We start from the raw sequence: 21,518 nt of genomic DNA on the forward strand, positions 1-21,518 counted from the left end.
CATTTTAGGTAAAATAAGCTTTAGGCACTATATGTGAAAAGGAGTAGGAGGGAATGGAGAAACGTTGGACGACCCTTGCTTTGTTATCAACTAGTAATACGATGGTACTAGATGAAGAGATGGGCCTTTTGCACTTGTTTGATCGAGAAAACGATCATTCTTCTTCACAGTTTACAATGAAATGGTGTAAATGGAGCGAGAGTTGTAATCTTAAAGAAGAGACCCCTAATGAAGAGCAAAGGATCATTCTCACAAACCCTATAGGGGCATGGGCCTTCCAACGTCGTAAGTGTAACGTCAAAAATCACTTAAAGAAAACTGAGCCGAGACAATTAGTTATCACTCCAGCCCCTTTTACTCTAAATTCACGCGAAAGTAACAATTAGACACTGAGACACAGAAAAAGCATTGTAGAGGGAATCTACAATGCTTTTTATCCCGCATGAATTTCCATTCATGCGGGATAAAAAGGAATTTAGTGAAAGCGAAACATCTATACTAATTGTAAGGATGTAACGGTAAAATGTTACTATTAAAATATAAAAGTAACAAAAATGATAAAAATATTACATTTATATTACAAAAGTGTTGTTTACACCTATAATTCGTAATATAATTTACTTGTAGGGTATAGAAACTAAAAAATAATTTATTATTTGGGAGACTGGGAAAAATGAAAAAAATTATTTTGCTAGTTTTAATGTCTGTAATGTTTTTAGTACCTGCCGTTTCTCATGCAGAAACAAGTGGAAATGTGAATCAGGCTGTCCCGAAAGAAGAACAAGCTATACAAAAAATGGAATGGGTAAAAGCTGGAGATTCATGGTATTACTTTGATAAAGATGGAAAAGCTCATGAAGGATGGTTAAGTTATAACGGAAATTGGTATTACTTTATAGATGGAATCATGGTGCAAAAAGATTATGTTAGGGAAAATGGAAGAGATTATTATTTAGGTAATGATGGTGTTATGCAGACTGGTTGGATACATGATGGTGAAGATCGTTGGGTATATGCAAATCCAGATGGATCACTGAAAACAGGTTGGGTAAAAGAAGGGAATAAGTGGTATTATATTCATCGTGGATTAATGGAAACTGGATGGGTAAGAACTAATGCAGGTTGGTATTATATGAATCCGAATGGTACGATGAAAACAGGTTGGTTGCAAGAATCTGGGAACTGGTATTATTTAAAATCTGACGGTGCAATGGCAATAGGCAAACACTTAATTAATGGTACTTGGTATTCATTTAAAGATAACGGTGTTATGCTCTAGATATTTAAAAAAAGAGGCTGCCGAAAGTAGTTGAATTAGCTACTTTCGGCAGCCTCTTTTTATTCCGTAAATAGAGAGGTGTGCAGAGGGAATTTTGATTTCTTGAAGGTAATTGAATCTTTAAGAAAAATCCATTTCATCTGCATCTCATATTTACATACCAGATATATTCTATGAATACATCCGATGCGATGTGAAAAAAGTATACTAAGGAGAGATATAAATGAAAAAGAAACTTGTACCAATCTGTGCGATGGCACTTTTATCAGTAGGATATTCTTCGGTAGCAAGTGCGTCTACTGGGACAATGACAAAGGAAGAAGTGGCACAAGTACAGCAAGATACAACGAAAAAAGAAGCAGCAATGCAGGAACAACAAAAACAAGATAAGATGAAAAAAGAAGCGGCAGTACAAGAGCAACAAAAACAAGATAAGATGAAAAAAGAAGGAATTCAAGAACAACAAAAACAAGATCAAATGAAAAAAGAAGCGGCAGTGCAAGCTACAAAAGGTGAGAAACTACCAAATACAGCATCAAATAGCATAATAATGATGACGTTAAGCGCGTGCCTTGTAGCATTAGGATCATTGTTTGGATTTACGCGCCGTAAAATTAAAGCGTAAAACAAAATATAAATTAGTCTATAAAGAATGGGATAATTTCATATATTAAAAATGGTAGGATATCCCTACCATTTTTTGCATGGAGGGATTAAAGTGAGACTTATAAATCGTATTGGACTTGCTTTCATGATAGTCGGTATTCTTATGGGGACGTATTATTTTTTTGAATGGTACAAAGGAAAAAGTTCCGCACAAGATTTAACGACAGAAGAGATAAAGAATTTTGAAAAAATAGAATTAAAAGGGCATTCCACTGAAACACCTGTGAATTCTCAAGTACCTTCTTCTCAAATGCCATATAAAGAAGGAGAGAAAGTCGCGATGTTAAATATCCCCAAAATAAAGAAGAAGTTCTCTATATATTGGGGAGCAAATGATAGCACATTGAAAAAAGGAGTTGGTATGTTTGTTAGTGATATGACAACAGCTCCATCTGAAGGAGGACACACTGTACTGAGTGGACATCGCGATACTGTATTTACAGAACTAGGAGAGCTTAAAGAAAAAGATAACCTCATTATGGAATACGATAATAAGATTTATAGTTATGAGATTCAAAAAATGTGGATTACACATGCGGATGATCGCACAGTCATAGTAAAGAAAGAAGAATCAACATTAACGCTGACGACGTGCTATCCATTTGATTATATAGGTGATGCACCAGATCGATATATTATTGAAGCGAAATTGATTGCTACTGATTCAAAATGAGAGTATAGTACTCTGTCTTTAGCTATTTAGAATGAGAGAAGGGGGAAGGGAATATGACAAAAACAATTTTAATTGTTGAGGATGAAGATATTTTACGCGAAATATTGAAAGATTATTTTCTAAATGAGCAATATAAAGTACTTGAGGCAAGAGATGGGAAAGAAGCTTTATCCTTGTTTGAAGAAGAAGAGGTTCATTTAGTTATTCTTGATATCATGTTACCGGAATTGGATGGTTGGTCTGTTTGCCGAAGAATCCGTAAAACGTCTCAAGTGCCGATTATTATGCTCACGGCACGTGTGGATGAAGATGATACGTTACTTGGATTTGAGTTAGGAGCGGATGATTATGTAACGAAGCCATATAGTCCGCCTATTTTACTAGCGAGGGCAAAGCGATTACTTGAAAGTCGAATACTTACAAGTAAATCTCCAAGTAATGAAAATGATACGCTATCTATTCATGGAATTTGTGTTCATTTCCCATCACGTATCGTTACGATAGAGGGAGTGGACATTAATTTAACACATACAGAGTTTGAGATATTGACCTATTTTATGCGGAATCAAGGAATTGTTTTGACAAGAGAGCAATTGATTTCAAGAATTTGGGGATATGAATTTGCTGGTGATGACCGGACAGTGAATAGTCATATCCGTAATTTACGAAATAAATTAGGAGATAAAGCAAAGTACATTACGACTGTTGTTCGGATGGGGTATAAATTTGAGGGGAATGTATGAGCAAAGGGATTGTACTCAAATTATTTATTCTTACAACAGCACTATGCATGTTGATTTTAGCGACGATTTTTATTGGACAAACGATATTTTTTAAACAATATTATGCCAACAGAAAAGTTAGTGATATTCAAACAAATATAAGCTCTTTTGAGAGAGAGTATTTGAATAGTGATGGTAACACAGAAGCAATTCAGAAACTGGAACAAGATTTTTATAGAGAAAATAATACATGGATTACAGCATTAGATAGTGATGGGAATTTAAAACATGCGACTGATTTTTATTTCGAAGTAAAGCTGGATCGGCTATCGCAGAAGGAACTTGGAAAAACAAACCTTACAATCCCTCTCTATTATCTTATGGGGATAGAAGAGGTTGAAAATGAAAAAATGCCGCATTTTTCAGGGTTGCAAATTTCAGTTTATGGAATGGTTAGAGATTCTACATTTGTTCCTGCTGTATTAAATTTAAGTAAGGGTATAAATTGGTCCAACAAGCCATTAGATAAGAAAATAAATGAAATAGCTCCTAAGGTGAAAGAGGAAAAGAAAAGTGCTGCTCAAGTTCCTAGTACTGGTTTTGGGGGAACTATTACAAAAGTGCAACTACCTGATAGTAAAGGGATAGTGAATCCACTTTATAAAAACACTTTGTTCTTGGAGAGTATAAAAGAATTTCAAGCGGACTTACTGTTAAATGAAAATAAAGATAACAATGATGCCTTAAGAATAAATGACTATGAAAAAAATGATATAAAATATAAATTATTAATTAAACCGATAAAGGAAAAGGATGGCTCTTTAACATATATATTCGCGATGGCGTCCTTGCAGCCCGTAGATGAAGCAGTACAAATGGTAAAGGATTATTATGTATATATTATTGCATTTGTGCTAGTACTTACCTTGTTGGCATCTTTTTATTACTCAAAACAAATTGCAAAACCGCTATTACGAATTAATGATACAACGAAAAAAATTGCACATTTAGATTTTTCGGAAAGAATCCCAATTACTTCAAAAGATGAGATTGGCGATTTATCTAACAACATTAATATATTATCAAATACATTGCACACACATATTGAACAATTAGAACAAGATATTGAAAAAGAAAGAAAGCTAGAAAATACGAGAAAAGAATTTATTTCAGGTGTCTCACATGAATTGAAAACACCGCTAAGTATTATGAAAAGCTGTATTTCGATTCTAAAAGATGGGGTAGCCGAACATAAGAAAGAATATTATTTTCAGGCAATGGAAAAAGAAGTGGATAAGATGGATATGTTAATTTTGGACATGCTGGAGTTAGCTAAATTTGAATCTGGCACGTATAAAATGCAGATGGATACTTTTCATATTGATGAGGTCATTGAGCATATATGTGGACAACTATCATTAGAAATAGAGAAGAAACAACTTCATATTCACAAACACATATCTCCAGCTCAAGTTGTTGCAAATCAACATCGCATTGAGCAAGTAATTGTCAATTTCATTACGAATGCAATCCGTTATACACCTGAAAAAGAGGATATTATTATTTCTACAATAGATGAGCTAAATCAAATAAAGATTTGTATAGAAAATAAAGGCACTCATATTGAAGAAGAACAATTAGATAAAATATGGGACCGTTTTTACCGTATAGATACAGCTCGTCAACGTTCAAACGGTGGAACGGGACTCGGACTTGCTATTTCCAAAAATATTTTGGAACTTCATGGCGTAGAGTATGGTGTAAATAATACAGCAGATGGTGTGTTGTTTTACTTCTATTTAAATAAAAAAGTGTAGTAGGGTTTGTCTAAATACACAGAATGAAAAAGGTCTTTCTCAGTAGAGAAAGGCCTTTTGGTTTTTATTAATAGTACATCTAATGGTCTCAAATCTCTATTTATCCCGTATTAACGGGCAGGAAGACCCCCATCCGGGGTCTTCTCGGTTAAAATAATAAAAAATAAGACTGCCATTTAGGCACTCTTATTTTTTAAATTCATATTATGTGCACCGATACTTTTAAATAAGCGTGGTGAAGTTGAAAACAGGAGTAGTAGTAATACTGTGCATAATGCAAATGAACCAAGCATTGTACTACCATTCACGATCAATGAATAAAGAACAGCTGACTGTCCTGGTGGTGCGTACTTCCCAAAGAAGATAACACCAGCAATAAAGTGACAGAAATAACGGGCAAAGCTACCAACAAATGTAGCAAGGATAATATAAAAAAGCGCCTTTTTCCCTTGACCGCTTTTTGATGAAGGTTTATCTTTGCGGCTACCAATGTCGGATTGTACGTTAGATGTATGTTGGTTGTTCGCAAGTGCCTTTTGAATTGGACGATAGAATAAACCAGCAAAACCGATAAAAGCAAATGCAACGAAGTACTCAATAAACGCTTGAACTGGCGTTAAAATGTAAGCATCGCCAACTACGATTTGTAGTAGACCCCAAATGAGTCCTCCTAAGAAAGCAGTTTTAAAGCCCCAGCGGTAAGCGATAATAAAAATAGGAATCATTGCAAATGAAACAGAACCGCCTGTTGGAAGTTTAATTGATAGTGGTAAAATGTCGATGATCAAGGCGAAGGCTGCAAGGATTGCAGATTCAATCATCGCTTGTAAATTGGTGTTACGCATGTTGTTAATCCCCCTAAATCCAAGTTGCACAAAAAAGAATACTTATCATAGGGAGATATGAAATACGTAAGTGGAAAAAGAATGAGGTATTTCAAGTTCAACGTTTGCACAATTCCTACGTTAGCATTAACTAACAGGTTCTAAGGGTCGGAACGAAGTGTTCCCTCTCAGCAGCAAAGCTCCCCCTGTGATAACGAGATTCTTTATTTGTTAGGTTTATTGTAATTGAAATGGATGAGAATGGCAAATGAATCTATTAGGAACAATCATTTAAATATGTAAATACAAATTGAAATAAAACCTTCCCTTTTAGATGGGAGAGAGGATCCGGCCATGGATAGAAGCGGTCAGACCCTCTTCCTGCCCCGTGCCAAGTGAAAATAAAGGGAGAAAACGAGTGCAGCTCACCTTTTGTTATCCATAGCAGTAACTTATATGTTGAAAAATTTAAATATATTTAAATAAAACCTTTCTTTTTAGGTGGGAGAGAGGATCCGGCCATGGATAGAAGCGGTCAGACCCTCTTCCTGCCCCGTGCCAAGTGAAAACAAAAGGAGAAAACGAGTGGAGATCTCCTTTTGTTTTTATAGCAGCGACTTATATGCCAGCAAATCAACATGGATATATATAATTCTCCCGAAATGTTAATAAATAGGAAGAAAAAATATATAGTACTTGATTCATAGAATGTGATATAATTTTCTTGAAAATAATTATCATTCTCTTTTGAGGGGGAAGATTATGAGCTTAGTTGACATTAAAATAGGTGAAAAAGTATTAGTTAAAAATTTACAAACGTTAGATAAATTATTAAAGCGGAGATTAGCTGCTTTTGGTCTTTCAGAAGGAAGTGAACTTCGTATGAAACAAAGAGCGATGTTTAAAGGGCCGTGTACATTAGAGTGCCGTGGACAATTAATTAGTATTCGTCATTGTGACGCGAAAATGATAAAGGTGGAATTAGCGTGAATAAGGTTGCGTTACTAGGGAACCCGAATACAGGGAAAACATCATTATTTAATGCGCTGACTGGTTCTTATGAATATGTAGGAAACTGGAGCGGAGTAACAGTAGAAAAGAAGGTTGGTAAGTTAAAGGGGAAGCAAGGGACATTAATTGATTTACCAGGTATATATGATTTAAATCCTGTTTCTCGTGATGAAGGTGTTGTTACAAAGTTTCTACTAACAGAAGAATTTCATCATATGCTAAATATTGTTGACTCTTCTCAATTTGAACGCAATATGCATTTAACATTGCAACTACTAGAGTTTGGTAAACCAGTTTCTATCGGTTTAAATATGATTGATGTTGCGAAGCAACGCGGAATTGTTATTAATGCGAACAGATTGTCAGAAATATTAGGAGTAACGGTCGTTCCTGTTGTTGCGAGAAGTGGTAAAGGTTGTGAAGAATTACTGGCTACTCTTCATGAGAACGAGAAGAAAGAGAAAAAGCCTTTCACTCTTTCTTATGGTAAAGAAGTAGATGCAGGTATTGAAGAAATCATGGATCTTTTAACTCAAGCAAATTATGAGCATCCTAGATGGCTTACACTTCAATTTTTAAGTAATAACGAAGTAGTAGAACAAGAAGTTAAAAGATTGCCTGTTTATGAAAAGCTTGTAGCAATTCGTTCTAAATTAGAAGCGAAACTTGATAGTACGCTAGAACAGCATATTTACCGGACACGTGCAGCGTATATTGAAAAGTTAAAAACAAATGTCATTCAGCATGAAAAGGAAGGAAAGATTCCCTTTTCAGAAAAAATTGATAAGTTAATTACACATAAAATTTTAGGACTTCCAATCTTTTTAGCAGTTATGTTTTTTATTTTTCAGGTTACGTTTACGTGGATTGGTACGCCTTTATCAGATATGCTTGATGAATTTCTTGGTGGGCAGTTTACGGATTGGGTAACGGCAGGTTTAACAAACATTGGTGCCTCTGAGTTTATTCAAGCGCTCGTTACAGAGGGAATTATTGCCGGCGTTGGTGCGGTATTAGTATTCGTTCCACAAATTTTTGCATTGTTCTTCTTTATTTCGTTATTAGAAGACTCAGGGTATATGGCCCGCATTGCAGTTGTAATGGACCGTATTATGGAATTCTTTGGTTTAAACGGAAAAGCATTTATTCCTATGATTATCGGTTTTGGTTGTAACGTTCCCGGGATTATGGCAGCGAGAACGATTGAGCAGGAAAAAGAAAGATTACTTACCGTTTTAGTAACACCATTTATGTCTTGTTCAGCGCGTTTACCTGTATATGCATTATTTGCGGGAGTCTTTTTCCCGAATAGTCAAGCGACTGTTGTGTTCTCTTTATACATTGCAGGTATTGTACTTGCTTTACTCGTTACAAAAGTAATGTCTCTTACTGTTTTAAAAGAAGAAAAATCTATTTTCGTTATTGAGCTTCCGCCTTATCGTGTACCACAAGCAAAAACATTGTGGCTTAGTACGTGGGAAAAAGGAAAAGGTTTCGTACGTAAAGCTGGTACATTTATCTTTGGTGGATCTGTTGTTATCTGGTTACTCAACTATGCTGGTCCATCTGGATTTGGCGTCGATATGGGAGAAAGTTACTTAGCGATTATTGGTGGCTTTATTGCACCAATCTTAGCACCGCTCGGTTTTGGAACATGGCAAGCAGCGGCATCATTATTAACAGGATTTTTAGCAAAAGAAGTTGTTGTTTCAACAATGGCCATTATTTATGCGGTGAAAGAGGATGTATTAGGAAATGTAATGGGAGCGCACTATACTGCATTATCAGCATATGCGTTTATGTTCTTCATTTTGTTATATGTTCCATGTTTGGCGACAGTAGCTGTTATTCGTCGTGAAACAGGATCTGTCAAGTGGACAATTTTCTCTGTTGTTTATCCACTTATAGTTGCTTATGTTTTAACGCTCGTTATATACCAAGTCGGATCCTTACTCGGATTCTAGAAGGAGATGTATCATAATGATGGTCAATATTGTAATTGGAGCTATCATTTTTGGTTATGCAGGATATACATTATTCAATTTTGTGAAGAGAAGTAAAAAAGGGAAATGCGCAGCATGTTCCTTAAATAAATCATGTCAGTCAAATAGTTGTAGTCCTGATATGGAGCGAGTCGTTAATAAGTAGAAAAAAGCTTTGCGGATTTCGCAAAGCTTTTTTTATGACTTGCTATTTTTATAGTGGTTTGAATGATTGATTTTGAGGATATCAAAGGATTTGATATGAGGTCAATGTTGAGAAGGGAATGTCATATTATAGTTTACATATTCAAGAAATAACATGTAAGGACATCTTAGTTTTGATATAATGTACACATAGGCTTTAAAAATGAATATTCTTACTGTAGAGGAAGAATTTTTAGTTTTCCAGGTATTGAATTTGAAATATGAAGCAGTTTATAGGAGGAGTTTAAATGTCTGTTTTTAAACGATTAAGAGATTTAACAATGTCAAATGTGTATGCATTAATTGAAAAGGCAGAAGATCCAGTTAAGATGACGGATCAATATTTACGCGATATGCAAGAGGATGTACAAGAAGCTGAGAAGAGTGTAGCAGCTCAAATTGCGCTTGAGAAAAAGTTTAAATTATTGTTTGAAGAACAAGAAGCACTTGTAAAGAAACGTGAAGAACAAGCACATATGGCTGTTCAAGCAAATAATATTGATCTTGCACGACGTGCTTTAGAAGAAAAACAAAATGTAGAGCAAAAGATGAATGAATATAAAGCGAGTTATGAGCAAAATAAAGCAGCTGCTGATAATCTTCGTGCGAAATTGGAAGAAATGCGTAAACAATTAACTGAACTGAGAAATAAACGTGAAACACTTGTGGCGCGTGTGAACGCAGCGAAAGCACAAAAGAATATTAATCAAGCAATGTCTGGATTTGATGCAAATACAGCAAAAGCTGGTTTAAGCCGTATGGAAGAAAAAGCTCTTCAATTAGAGGCTGAAGCAGAAGCAAGCGGTGAAATTTATAAAAAAGAAAAGTCGTTAGATGATGAATTTGCGGCTTTAAATAAAAACTCAGCTGTGGATGATGAACTAGCACGTATTATGAAGCAGTATGAGAAATAATATATAAATGAAAAGCTAAAACCCTTTCTTTTTAGGTTGGAGAGAGCGTCCGCCCATGTATAGGAGCGGTCAGTACCTTTTTTGGTCGCATTCCGCGTGAAAACAAAAGGAGGAAATGAGTGGAGGCCTGTTTTTGTTTTCATGACCGCAGTTTATATGTTGAAAAATCAAAGGGGATCTATAAAACGAAGAAACGATAAACCCCTTTCTTTTTAGGTTGGAGAGAGCATCCGATCATGCATAGGAGCGGTCAGAGCCTTTTTTTGCCCCATGCCGCGTGAAAACAAAAAGAGGAGACCTGTTTTTGTTTTCATAGCCGCGGTTTATGTGTTGGAAAATCAAAATGGATATATAGAAGATAAAGGAACCGACATGTCATGAAAATCAATCATGTCGGTTTTCTATTATTCTCTAGAGGAGGTTTCACCATGACATGGATGAATGTGTTAGCCATGCTTGTATGGACAGGAGCAAGCGCTGTTCTTTTATTTGTACTTATGTGGGTTGATTCTATCTTTACAAAATATAACGATTTGGTAGAAATTAAAAAAGGGAATATTGCTGTGACAACGCGCTTTATTATGAAGTTATTTGCGCAAGGATATATTTTGTCACAGTCGATTACGAAAGCAAATGATTTATGGCAAGCGCTGCTTGCATCGGCAGTTTCATTCGTTATTTTGTTAGTTGTAGAAATGTTTATCGAACTCATTTTGAAAAAAGTGGCTGGTTTAGATTTAGAAGGGGGAACGAAACAAGGGAATGTTGCACACGCTTTATTGGCTGGTTCGTTACATGTTGTCGGGGCCCTCATTTTAGCAGCTTGTCTATAACGAGAAAAGGAGGGGATAGATTATGAGTTTATTCAAACGAATTAAAAATATAATGAAAAGTCCAGAACCCGCTAAGCCAGAAAAAAGCCTATTAACGTTAACGCCTGGTGATATGATCGAAGTTTCATTAGTGATGTACGAAATGATTGGAAAAACAAGTATGCATTCTCGGAATGAAATTATTTTAACATTGCAGGACGGAAAGACCATTCGCTATTTAAAAATTGAAAATCGTGAAAGCACCTATTATAAACTATATACACCAATTGATGGTCGTTTAGATTCTATAAATGAGATTCCAACGACGATCGAAATGGATGATATCGAGTATCATATGGAAGAGCAATATAACGGACGTGCTGTTGTGATGGGGAAAACGCCATTTGCAATATCTGATGAACAACACGTATGGGAGTTCCAATCTGACAACCGGAAGCTACTTCGCATTGAGTGGCAAGATGGCCGTACAATGATGTATGAGGGAGAATCGATTCTTTCTGCTGATGTACAAATTATAAGGGCAACGTAAGGGGGCGGTAATCATGTCAAACCGATTGTTTACCATGATTAAATCATTCATAATCCCTATCTTTGCCATTGTTACGTTACTTGTAATTGCTGGTTTTGCTTTATCGGGGTGTCAAAATGAAAAATCGATTCAAGATCGTTACCCATTAGAATCAGTTGCAAAAGACGGCAAGCAAGAATCATATGTGTATAGGGCCGCCAATCAATCAGTTCCAGAGGTGGCAAAGGAGCTGATTGATGAAAGGGAACCAAAACAAGCGTCTAAAGAAGATGAAAATCAGATGTTCCTTGTGTATTCTGATAAAATATACAACATTCAGAAAGACAAAGAGAAACCATCGGATACATTAGTTGAGATAAGTAACAAAGAGTTTGTCCGTCAAAATTATCAGCCATCTTTCTTACAAGGTTATATTTTAGCAAGTATATTAGACGATATATTTGATTCGCGTAAATCGTATCATGGCGATTACCGTGGATATACAGATCGGAAAAATCATAAACCGGTTATTCCAGAAAGACCGCCTACAAAAGAAGAGAAGAAGACACCACCGCCTATTACAAAGCAAGGTAAGGGTTCTATTATTAAGAGAAGTGATAAAGTAGATCCAAAGACATCCGTAGGCGATAAAGGAAGCATTACAGAAAAAGAGACGAAAACTGTACCACCGTCTACTGAGAATAAAGGAAAGATTATTAAATCACCGGGCGGTTCTAGTGGTTCAGATGTGAAGCCGAAATCTTCGATTAAAAGCCCGCCGAAGAATACGTCTCCCCCTAAAACACGGGTTGGTGGATCTGGGAAGGTTACGAAGAGAAGATAAACATAAAAAAGCTCAAGAAGTGAAGGGAATGCTTCTTGGGCTTTTTTTACTACCACTTGCTTTCTTATCGTTTCCATGTTTTTAGGTGATGCAAAAGGCTTTGCCTCGAAAAGTTGTTTTATTACTTTTGCTTTGAGGATAGGTGTGAACCGATTAATAATAGATATAAGCACTGTAGGAATGACAATGGTCGAAACGGGTATAATCCATCGTTTTTTCTTATAAAAATTTTTTTGGCTCACTTTAACCAGCCTTTCTTAAGATTTATCGTAGTTCTGTATTTTATCATTCCTTGATGTTTCATTGTTATTATGTACCCTGCTATTTATGATTCCTACTCCTACTTTAACAATTCAGCGAAAGTAAAGAAATTAGTTGGGGAATCAAGGCCCCCACAATGATTAAAGTTTTACTTTATACCATTATCCCCTTATATCTTGTATATTCCTTTTCAATTTCAAGATCGAGTATCCATGTTTCATGAGTATGTGGAATGGATAAAGCATGGTGGAAAGTGGGGAAGACCATAAAAGGTTATGTTAGTAATAAGCCACTATCTTAAATGAAGAAGATAGTGGCTTATTGTTTTGAATCATAATTTAGTGAGATTTCCGTACTTTTACAATTTTTTTACCGATAAAAAGAATTTGTCCTCCTATAGCAAAAAGTAATATACCGGCTATTATATAAGGTAAAGTAACAGGTGCTATTCCTTTTTCTAAAAGTATTCCGTTTGTCATTGTCCCAATGGAACCAGAAAAATAATTAATAGAGCTAAGTAAAGCAATTGAAATGGTAGCATGATCTGGACTAATTTCTAAGAGTGTTTTTTGTTGGGTGACTAGTGCCGCCCACCCTGTACTTCCCCAAAGAATTAAACAGATGGCTAACAATAACGCAGTTTCATGGAAAACTCCCATGCATATAAATGAGAAAAACATGATTCCCATTAAGTACAGTAATATGATCTTTGGCTTTTTATAAAAATCCATTATAAACCCGATTATAAAACTTCCGGCAATTCCGCCGATTCCCCACATCCAAATAAATAGGATAGATTTTTGGAATCCATATGCAGTAATGATGGAATCTAAGTATGTGTACAAGCCCAAACTACAAAAGCTTAATATCATTGTAATAAGCATGACAAGAGAGATTTTTTTGTTTTTGAACATACTTAGCCGTGCTTTTAATGTTGGCAAAGGACTAGATTCTATCATAGGGAATTTAGCGAAGAGAGCAAATATCCCGATTGCCCCAATTGTGACGATAAACCACATCGCCATGCGCCATTCATAAATGGAAGCGATATATATACCAAATGGAACGCCAATTACGGTTCCAGCACTCATTCCGAGTAAAACAGTGCTTAAAGCTCTCCCCCTTCTTTTTTCAGAAACTAATGTAACAGCAGCAGATGATGCCAATGGTGAGTATAGACCAGCACCTATGCCAGCCAAGCCTCTAGAAATTAATAGAATAATAAAATGATGAGTCACAGCAGTCAGGAAGTTAGAGACTGTGAAAAGGAATAATGCTGCTAATAATGTATGTTTTGGATTCGTCTTTCTCATGCATGTAGCAAACAAAGGAGCTGCAATCGCATAGCAGATTGTGAAGATACTTACGGTTTGCCCAGCAGTCCCAATCGAAACATGAAAATCATCAGCGATTTGAGGTAATATTCCTGCCATTATATAAGCATCTACTCCTAATGCGAACATCCCGAGTGTTAATAAAAATATTTTATTCAATGTGAATCCTCCCTTGGATGAATTGTTCTATTTTTATCGTAACGGGTATAATGAAATTAATGAAATTCATATTTTAAATGAGAGGTATGAGTAAAATTCATGACGATAGCTAGATATGAAATTTTTCAAAAGGTAGTAGAGTTAGGTAATTTTACTAGAGCGGCAGAACAATTGAACATGACACAATCAGCCGTGAGTCATGCGATTGCTAGTTTAGAAAAAGAATTTGGTCATTCTTTGTTACATAGAAATAAGCAAGCTGAAATTAGAAGAACCGAGTTTGCAAATCGTATTTTTCCACATATTCAAAATGTGTTAAAGAGTGAAGCAGCGATTAAACAAGAAGTATCTATGCAAAATAAGAGATTGGAAGGTACGCTCAAAATCGGGGCATTTACGAGTGCAGCGGCACAAATACTACCGTCTATGTTGTTGCAGCTTAAAAAGAGTTACTCAGGTGTTAAAGTTTTATTATTTGAAGGTACATATGGAGAAGTAATGGAATGGATTGATAATGGTACAGTGGATATAGGGTTTGTATTGGAATCAAATGTAAATAAACAAATGAAATCAATACTCGTTAGTAAAGATGAGATTGTATTAGGACTACCAAAAAATCATCTGTTAGTGAATCAAAAAATAATTGATATTCAACAAATTGATGGGATGGACTTTATTATGCCGAAGGGACCGTATCAGCCATTAGTGATAAAAAATTTATCCGATTACCAAGTATGCCCAAATATCATATTAGAAGTGTTGAATTGTGAAACGATTGTTAATATGGTTTCACAAAATATTGGGATTACGATGGGGCCAGAGTTATTTTTTAAATCACATAAGAATATTGAAATGAAAAAATTAAAGCAGAAACAATATCGGCACATTCATTTAGCATGTAAAGAAAAGTCACCTATAATAGATGCTTTTTTTACATGTAATCAACTGTCGATTCATTCCTAGGATTGTATAAGAAGATAAAAAATGCGCAGAAGAAGAATATATGGAAAAAAACAGTAATAAAGAAATGCATCAGCAAAAATTTACATGTAATCATTTATAACAAGAATTACCAATGTGCCATGGAAGTGGTGCACCTTTTTACTATTATTCTATTCCTGAAAGAGAAAGGCAAAAATGTTTTGAATTAAATGCTGATCTTTGCATTATGGACGGGGAGCATTACTTTATTTGATGCTGTATTGAAATATCAGTGTTAAATAGTAATGAAACATTCATGTGGGATGTTTGGGTGTCTTTAAGTAAAGCAAATTTTGATAGAACAATGGAACTATGGGAAACTGAAGGGAGAGAGGGAGAAGAGCCTTATTTCGGTTGGCTTTCTACGTCGATTCCTGGTTATCCAGAAACATTAAATTTGAGGACCAATGTTCATACAAGAGCTATAGGTGTAAGACCTCTTATCGAATTAGAACCGACGAATCATCCTTTGGCATTTGAACAGAGGGAAGGAATTACAGTAGAACGAGTTAAGGAAATTAAAGAGATGATGATTCAGCATGACTAGAAGATAAGTGCAAATCAAAAAAGCCATCCACCTAGGCCACTGAAAAAGTCCACTTCATAAGAAAAAGGAGTTCATCACCTACTATATACAGGTAATGGACTCTTTTTTCTTTTCAACATATTGATAAAATTCGTGTTATTTTTTCAAAGCAAACACTTTTTCAGTGCCTTCTTTCGTAAGGATGGCTTTTCTTTGTAAATTAATTAATTAAAAAGCTTAGGGCAGATAATAAGACAGCGAACCCTAAAATAACACCTACAACCTTAATATGACGCTTACGCCCCATAACAACAATCGCAATATATTCTCGAATCATCGCATTTGGCCAATAGTAGAAAGCAGTTTTTGAACCAATTCCTTGGCTATTGAGTCCTGCTTGTCTTGCATATAAGCCAGCACGGAATAGGTGGAAGTTGTTCGTTGTAAAGATGCTTTTATGTTTATCTGGCTTTAATGAATCCATAATTTGTTTTGAAAAGAGCATGTTTTGATACGTATTTACGGAATGATTTTCTTGTATTGTATGCTCGATAGGAATACCTTTTTGAACAGCGTACTTTTGCATTGCTTCTGCTTCAGGAAGATTTTCATCGGGTCCTTGTCCACCTGAAAAAATAATTGTGGGCGGAGAAGCGACAGCTGCTTGTTTCCAGTAAAAATCAATTGCCTTATTAATTCTGCTTGCTAAAAGCGGTGGTACTTTATCATTAATTAATCCGCTACCAAGAACGATAATGAAATCTTGATTACGTCTTGGTCTGTTGAATTGATAAAGGAAATAGGCGGTTAAGAAATTTGATAAGTGTATAAAGAAATAGAAAATAATAAGAGAGATTGCACCGAAAATAGGATGGAAATGCGGAGAGAAAAAGCTAGCCGGATTAATGATAGGTATTATTAAAAATAGTAAAATAAATATACCTAAAATTAAAGTTAAGCAATTAGAAAAGCGTCGTCCTTCTTTTCTCATTAGTGTTTTTGCATTGAGAAACAGCCCGACAATTAAGGCGATTATACCAAAGGGAAGCATAAAGAGAAGTACTAATAATGGTATCGCAACAAATGGTTGGATATTCGGGTTATTTGCTTTGACAAGTAAATAAAGGCAAAAAACTAGAAGTGAGCAGAAAAACATATTAAATAAAAATCCGTTTATTATTCTTCTAGGATCTTTTATATAAAAGAATAGAAAAATAATGAGTAGAGTAAGCGTAATAAATCCAAAAAACATGACTTTTGTATACACCTCAGTTTTTATATGATTGTTATAAAGTTCCACTTATATATTACATTATCTAAAAGAATATAGTTAGAAAAATAAATGTTTAGAAATTTCTCAATAAACAATATAGATAAATATGATAAAATATATTCAAAGCGATATATTAAGTAAAGTGGTTTAAATTAGGGAAGGGCACTCTTTGGAGTGTCTTTTTTCTTTTTATCCTGCTATTCGCGGGCAGTAAGACCCCCACCCAAAAGTTCAGCGAAAGTAAAGGAGTTAGGTAGGGGATAAACTGTACGTACAAGTCTGATGGTAAGGGCAAATAATCAGTGAGGGATGAAGAAAACATCCACTGATGGAAGTTTCACTTTATGCTGTAGATCATATGTAATTATGCATATTGGTTTTATTTCAGGTGAAAAAAGGAAAGGAATCAATTACACTGTGATTTGTGGGTACATTCTATAAAGCAGAATTTTTCATATAATGGTTCATCTCGATTCTTTTGCATCTAACAATCTTGTAACAATCATGGATTCTGTTTTATAGGGTATGTTTACGTATGATGGGAATAGGGTTTCAACATATAAAGGCAATATAAACAAGTAGGAGCGCCTCTTTGGGAGGCGTTTTTTTTTTTTGTGGAAAGGTACTTTTTTACTATCATTATAGGGAAAAATATCTATACTAAACATTAGCAATCTTTCGTATAAATATTATCAATTTACGACACACTCGATTCATGTAAAATGAATTGTGAAAGGGTTTTCTTTTTCAAAACATTACCCCTAATAAATGTTTGAAGAAGTTAAATATCTCTTCATACTAGTCATTCATGCTTACAAAAAAACACTCATTACGGGTGTTTTTTTGTTTTGAATTGAAGGAGAGCTTTTTCTTTTTTTTTTAAACATGCTATTTTTTTAGGCTCTTTTCATAAACTGAAAATAACACAATGAAGGTGAGTGATACGATGCCTGCTGTTATTGATGGTGTAGTTATTGAAAACTGTAATGGTTCAATTAATTTGGGGGATAAATATAATGTACATCCAATCGAACAAACGAAAGCATATAACGGTTCTGGATCGTCTAATGTAGGATTTAGTGTGAGAGCTTTTAATGGAATTAGTGCTACAGATGTGTATGATAAAGATGTGAATGATCAAGGGATACAATTTACGCTATAAGCTTTAAATGAAAAAAGACGCTCCTAAGAGAGCGCCTTTTTTCATTCTAGTGATATCCTTTTGCAGAGTCTTTATGAATTTTTTCTTTGAAAATCGTGTAGCTCCATAATTGATATCCGATAACGATTGGTACCATTACCATTGCGACGAAGAACATGATTTTTAAGTTTAGTTCACTGCCTGCTGCTTGGTATAACGTTGTACTATATGCATCGTTAATACGTGATGGCAACATTCTTGGGAACATACCTGCAAAGCCAGTTGTCATAAACATAGCAATTGTTAAGCATACAAATGTGAATGCAAAACCAATTTTATGTTTATAAACCATAATGATCGCTAAGACACTCATTAACATTGCTAGTAGCGGAAGAATGAACAGTACAGGATATTCCGTAAAGTTTTGGAATAAGTTTGTACGGTTTGCAGTTGCTACATAGAAGATGGCTAAAATGATCGCAGCTGCCATTGAAAATGGTTTTGCAATTTTATAAGCGCGATCTGATACTTCACCAGATGTTTTAATCATGACCCAAAGTGCACCGGATACAACAAAGATTGCAGTGAAGAAGAGACCGCCTAAAATACCGTAATGGTTTAATAAGCTGAATAATGTTCCTTCATAGCCGTCTTTTCCAATTTGCAGACCGTAATAAAGGTTTGCAAATGTAACACCGAATAAGAAGGCAATCAGGAAACTACCAATTGCAAACGCCCACTTACAAGTACTTTGCCAAATTGGTGAATCATCCTTATGCATAAATTCAAGCCCAGCTGCACGAGCGAAAAGAGCAAGTAATACTAAAAATAAAGGTGTATATAAGTAGCTAAACATATTTGCATATGTGATTGGGAAGGCAGCGAATGTTGCACCGCCTGCTGTAATTAACCATACTTCGTTACCGCCCCAGAACGGTCCAATTGCTTCTTGCATTTGATTTCGTTCTTGCCGGTCTTTGGTAACGAACGGGAAAATCATTCCGTTACCAAGTGCATAACCGTCGAGAATAAAGTAAACCGTCCAAATCACGCCCCATAAACCAAACCAAATGACTGCAAGCATATCATGAGACATGAGCTGCACCTCCTTTAGTAGGTTCTTCTAATGCTGCTGGTCCTTTCTTAGCAAATTTCAGCATGAGATATACATCGGCAATTAAAAGTAATGTATAGAACAATACTAAACTAAGTAATGAGAACCAAATTTGCGGTACAGAAATTGGTGAAACTGATTCTGCTGTTCGCATCAGTTTGTATACTGTCCATGGCTGACGTCCCGCTTCTGCAACAATCCAACCCGCATTAATTGCTACATATGGAAGTAATACAGACCACATTGTAATTTTTAAGAAACGTTTTGAGTTTTCTAGTTTTCCTTTGCGGCTTAAATAGAAACCAAACCATGTAAGTGCCATAAAGAATGTGCCAAGTGCAACCATTAAACGGAAGCTGTAGTAAACTAGATTTACGTTTGGGCGTTCGTCCTTTGGAATATCTTTTAAACCGACGATTTTTCCATCAAATGAATTTGTATAGAAGAAGCTGCCGAGTTTTGGAATTGTTAATGCTTCGAAGTTCTTCTCATTTTTCACATCGGGAATTTGGATGATTGAGAAGCCTTGACCTTTACCAGTTTCCCAAACTGCTTCCATTGCAGCCCCTTTTGCAGGTTGCATTTTCGCTGCGAAAGCACCGGATTCGTGACCGATGAAAGGTGTTGCAGTTGCGGCGAATATTCCTAATACTAACCCAAACTTAAATGATTTCTTAAAGAACTCCACGTCGTTTTTACGTAATAAATGATACGCACTAATTGCCATAACGAAGAAAGAACCCACGATATAACAACCAACAACTGTGTGGAAGAACATATGCCATGCATATGGGTTTGTAACAAGTGCCCAGAAGTTATCTAATTCAGCACGGCCATTACGCACCACGTAGCCAACAGGGTTTTGCATAAAGCCGTTCGCTGTAATAATCCAAAGTGCGGAAATATTTGTTCCAAGCGCAACCATCCACATACAAAAAGCACGGAACTTTGGTGAGATTTTATCTTTACCGAATAACCAAATTCCCATGAAGGTAGATTCTAAGAAGAAAGCAACAAGTGCTTCGATTGCAAGTGGTGATCCGAAGATGTCCCCCATATATTTCGAGTACTCAGACCAGTTTGTTCCGAATTGGAACTCCATCGTAATACCGGTTATGATTCCCATTACGAAGTTGATCGTAAATAGCTTACCCCAGAAATTCGCCATTTTTCGATACGTTGGATTTAATGTACGTGCATATTGTGTTTCCATACACGCTACTAAAATAACAAGTCCGATTGTGAGTGGTACAAACAAAAAGTGATAAAAAATAGTAATTGCAAATTGAAAACGACTCAGTAACAGAACGTCGGACATAATAAAGTTTCACTCCTTTTTAACATTATCTACATTTAGTTTATAGTGGAAACGTGAGTAAAGTATGGGAGAGTTGTTACAGAGCTGTGTGTATATTATGAAAGAATTATGTCGGTTGTCTGAAAAATTATATATTTGCAATAAAGTAATATCCTTTTGGGATTTTTTAGATTTTGGTACACTTAATAAATAGTTTATATAAAGGAAAAGGGGGTCTTTTTACTATGAAGTCATTAGAAGAGATTTTGCAGTATAATGAAAAATTCGTTGAAGAGAAAAAATATAAAGAGTATGAGGCAGGAAAATTCCCGAATAAAAAAATGGTAATCATTTCTTGTATGGATACACGTCTTGTTGAATTATTGCCAAAAGCAATGAATATGCGTAATGGTGATGTGAAAATTATTAAAGTAGCGGGCGCTGTTATTTCCCATCCATTTGGAAGTATTGTGCGTAGTGTATTAGTTGCTGTGTATGAACTTGGGGCAGATGAAGTATGCGTTGTTGGTCATCATGACTGCGGTATGGCAAAAATTCAGGCGAGCAGTACAATTGAAAAAATGAGAGAGCGTGGGGTAACGGAAGAAAAATTAGATACACTTCGCTATTCTGGAATTGATTTACAAAGATTTTTACAGGGGTTCTCTAGCGCCAAAGAAAGTGTAGAGCACAGCGTTTCAGTACTTCGTAACCATCCGTTACTTCCAGCAGAAGTACCTGTTCATGGTCTTGTGATTCATCCTGACACAGGAAAATTAGATTTAGTTGTAAATGGCTACGAAGTTTAAGAATTTACTTTGTCATCCTTTTTATCTGGGACAGGATCAAATCCTCCTGGATGAAAAGGATGACATTTTAATAGGCGCTTTAGTGTGAGCCAAAAGCCTTTGAAAGCACCATGTTTTTGAAATGCCTCTAATCCATAATGAGAACATGTTGGATAAAAGCGACATGTAGGTGGTGTCATCGGGGAAATAAACTTTTGATAAAAGCGTATGATGCCAATAAAAATCTGTTTCATAACGGTCTCCTTTTCAGCATATTCTTTTAGTATTATAGCACGGCTATACATAATACTTTACTAATCTAGATATCCGTTATATCATATTGGATATAACGGAATTAAAATTAAAG

At 35.5% G+C, this 21,518-nt stretch carries 22 protein-coding genes, 1 pseudogene and 1 riboswitch; of the genes and pseudogenes, 17 read left to right on the top strand and 6 right to left on the bottom strand.

From position 1 onward, the window contains the following. Nucleotides 1-53 precede the first annotated feature (53 nt). From MHH45_RS19725 to MHH45_RS19750, 6 genes are all read left to right on the top strand, one after another. Entirely contained in the window at nucleotides 54-386 is a 333-nt protein-coding gene (locus tag MHH45_RS19725; protein ID WP_088094367.1) for a hypothetical protein, read from the top strand. A gap of 287 nt (nucleotides 387-673) precedes the next feature. Next, on the top strand, nucleotides 674-1,279 hold the full coding sequence (locus MHH45_RS19730; RefSeq protein ID WP_016116807.1) for an N-acetylmuramoyl-L-alanine amidase family protein: 606 nt from the start codon (nucleotides 674-676) through the stop codon (nucleotides 1,277-1,279). A gap of 223 nt (nucleotides 1,280-1,502) precedes the next feature. Beyond that, on the top strand, nucleotides 1,503-1,904 hold the full coding sequence (locus MHH45_RS19735; protein WP_016116806.1) for an LPXTG cell wall anchor domain-containing protein: 402 nt from the start codon (nucleotides 1,503-1,505) through the stop codon (nucleotides 1,902-1,904). A gap of 93 nt (nucleotides 1,905-1,997) precedes the next feature. Further along, nucleotides 1,998-2,618, top strand: a complete 621-nt coding sequence (locus tag MHH45_RS19740) for a class D sortase (protein ID WP_016116805.1) — start codon at nucleotides 1,998-2,000, stop codon at nucleotides 2,616-2,618. A gap of 53 nt (nucleotides 2,619-2,671) precedes the next feature. Then, nucleotides 2,672-3,361 (top strand): response regulator transcription factor, encoded by a 690-nt coding sequence (locus MHH45_RS19745; protein WP_016116804.1) that lies wholly within the window; start codon nucleotides 2,672-2,674, stop codon nucleotides 3,359-3,361. After that, nucleotides 3,358-5,157, top strand: a complete 1,800-nt coding sequence (locus MHH45_RS19750) for a sensor histidine kinase (RefSeq protein WP_077295548.1) — start codon at nucleotides 3,358-3,360, stop codon at nucleotides 5,155-5,157. Before MHH45_RS19745 ends, MHH45_RS19750 begins: the two co-directional genes overlap by 4 nt. Nucleotides 5,158-5,333: 176 nt before the next feature. Here MHH45_RS19750 and thiT read toward each other — a convergent pair whose 3' ends face one another. Then, on the bottom strand, nucleotides 5,334-6,002 hold the full coding sequence (gene thiT, locus MHH45_RS19755) for an energy-coupled thiamine transporter ThiT (RefSeq protein ID WP_016116802.1): 669 nt from the start codon (nucleotides 6,000-6,002) through the stop codon (nucleotides 5,334-5,336). 94 nt (nucleotides 6,003-6,096) lie between these two features. Continuing rightward, nucleotides 6,097-6,198, bottom strand: a riboswitch (TPP riboswitch). Nucleotides 6,199-6,743: 545 nt separating this feature from the next. Between thiT and MHH45_RS19760 the strand changes: the two genes are divergently transcribed. The 7 genes from MHH45_RS19760 (at nucleotide 6,744) to MHH45_RS19790 (ending at nucleotide 12,277) form a co-directional block, all read left to right on the top strand. After that, complete coding sequence (locus tag MHH45_RS19760; RefSeq protein ID WP_016116801.1) at nucleotides 6,744-6,971, top strand: FeoA family protein; 228 nt, start codon at nucleotides 6,744-6,746, stop codon at nucleotides 6,969-6,971. After that, nucleotides 6,968-8,956, top strand: a complete 1,989-nt coding sequence (gene feoB, locus MHH45_RS19765; protein WP_016116800.1) for a ferrous iron transport protein B — start codon at nucleotides 6,968-6,970, stop codon at nucleotides 8,954-8,956. Before MHH45_RS19760 ends, feoB begins: the two co-directional genes overlap by 4 nt. Before the next feature lie 16 nt (nucleotides 8,957-8,972). Next, nucleotides 8,973-9,140, top strand: coding sequence for a FeoB-associated Cys-rich membrane protein (locus MHH45_RS19770; RefSeq protein WP_016116799.1), 168 nt, complete (start codon nucleotides 8,973-8,975; stop codon nucleotides 9,138-9,140). A 286-nt stretch (nucleotides 9,141-9,426) separates the two neighbouring features. Then, a complete protein-coding gene (locus tag MHH45_RS19775) occupies nucleotides 9,427-10,092 on the top strand; it encodes a PspA/IM30 family protein (protein ID WP_016116798.1) in 666 nt (221 codons plus the stop codon). Between the two features lie 428 nt (nucleotides 10,093-10,520). Beyond that, nucleotides 10,521-10,925 (top strand): DUF350 domain-containing protein, encoded by a 405-nt coding sequence (locus MHH45_RS19780; RefSeq protein WP_033671598.1) that lies wholly within the window; start codon nucleotides 10,521-10,523, stop codon nucleotides 10,923-10,925. A gap of 22 nt (nucleotides 10,926-10,947) precedes the next feature. Next, nucleotides 10,948-11,454, top strand: a complete 507-nt coding sequence (locus MHH45_RS19785; protein ID WP_016116796.1) for a DUF4178 domain-containing protein — start codon at nucleotides 10,948-10,950, stop codon at nucleotides 11,452-11,454. A 13-nt stretch (nucleotides 11,455-11,467) separates the two neighbouring features. Beyond that, on the top strand, nucleotides 11,468-12,277 hold the full coding sequence (locus MHH45_RS19790) for a DUF4247 domain-containing protein (RefSeq protein ID WP_016116795.1): 810 nt from the start codon (nucleotides 11,468-11,470) through the stop codon (nucleotides 12,275-12,277). A 599-nt stretch (nucleotides 12,278-12,876) separates the two neighbouring features. Here MHH45_RS19790 and MHH45_RS19795 read toward each other — a convergent pair. Next, the gene (locus MHH45_RS19795) at nucleotides 12,877-14,031 is read right to left on the bottom strand and encodes an MFS transporter (RefSeq protein ID WP_016116794.1); all 1,155 of its coding nucleotides are present in this window, start codon (nucleotides 14,029-14,031) and stop codon (nucleotides 12,877-12,879) included. A 99-nt stretch (nucleotides 14,032-14,130) separates the two neighbouring features. On the opposite strand from MHH45_RS19795, the gene MHH45_RS19800 reads away from it, so the two are divergent. After that, on the top strand, nucleotides 14,131-14,994 hold the full coding sequence (locus MHH45_RS19800; RefSeq protein WP_016116793.1) for a LysR family transcriptional regulator: 864 nt from the start codon (nucleotides 14,131-14,133) through the stop codon (nucleotides 14,992-14,994). A 112-nt stretch (nucleotides 14,995-15,106) separates the two neighbouring features. Then, a pseudogene (locus MHH45_RS19805) lies at nucleotides 15,107-15,559 on the top strand (DUF2199 domain-containing protein). Between the two features lie 199 nt (nucleotides 15,560-15,758). On the opposite strand, the gene MHH45_RS19810 reads toward MHH45_RS19805, so the two are convergent. Further along, nucleotides 15,759-16,790, bottom strand: coding sequence for a YdcF family protein (locus tag MHH45_RS19810; RefSeq protein ID WP_016116791.1), 1,032 nt, complete (start codon nucleotides 16,788-16,790; stop codon nucleotides 15,759-15,761). A 949-nt stretch (nucleotides 16,791-17,739) separates the two neighbouring features. Between MHH45_RS19810 and MHH45_RS19815 the strand changes: the two genes are divergently transcribed. Continuing rightward, nucleotides 17,740-17,973 carry a spore germination protein gene (locus MHH45_RS19815; RefSeq protein WP_088094368.1) on the top strand — a complete coding sequence of 78 codons (234 nt, stop codon included), beginning with the start codon at nucleotides 17,740-17,742 and terminating at the stop codon, nucleotides 17,971-17,973. 46 nt (nucleotides 17,974-18,019) lie between these two features. Here the strand turns inward: MHH45_RS19815 and cydB are convergent, their stop codons facing one another. Both cydB and MHH45_RS19825 read right to left on the bottom strand, forming a co-directional pair. Then, the gene (cydB, locus tag MHH45_RS19820) at nucleotides 18,020-19,048 is read right to left on the bottom strand and encodes a cytochrome d ubiquinol oxidase subunit II (protein ID WP_016116789.1); all 1,029 of its coding nucleotides are present in this window, start codon (nucleotides 19,046-19,048) and stop codon (nucleotides 18,020-18,022) included. Beyond that, nucleotides 19,038-20,384, bottom strand: coding sequence for a cytochrome ubiquinol oxidase subunit I (locus tag MHH45_RS19825; RefSeq protein ID WP_016116788.1), 1,347 nt, complete (start codon nucleotides 20,382-20,384; stop codon nucleotides 19,038-19,040). The genes cydB and MHH45_RS19825 overlap by 11 nt, the downstream gene beginning before the upstream one ends. 224 nt (nucleotides 20,385-20,608) lie before the next feature. On the opposite strand from MHH45_RS19825, the gene MHH45_RS19830 reads away from it, so the two are divergent. Then, on the top strand, nucleotides 20,609-21,172 hold the full coding sequence (locus MHH45_RS19830; RefSeq protein ID WP_016116787.1) for a beta-class carbonic anhydrase: 564 nt from the start codon (nucleotides 20,609-20,611) through the stop codon (nucleotides 21,170-21,172). Here MHH45_RS19830 and yidD read toward each other — a convergent pair. Then, nucleotides 21,169-21,405, bottom strand: a complete 237-nt coding sequence (yidD, locus tag MHH45_RS19835) for a membrane protein insertion efficiency factor YidD (RefSeq protein ID WP_016116786.1) — start codon at nucleotides 21,403-21,405, stop codon at nucleotides 21,169-21,171. The genes MHH45_RS19830 and yidD overlap by 4 nt on opposite strands. Nucleotides 21,406-21,518 lie beyond the last annotated feature (113 nt).

The organism is Bacillus sp. FSL K6-0042, assembly GCF_038006685.1.
Classification (GTDB): Bacteria; Bacillota; Bacilli; order Bacillales; family Bacillaceae_G; genus Bacillus_A; species Bacillus_A pseudomycoides.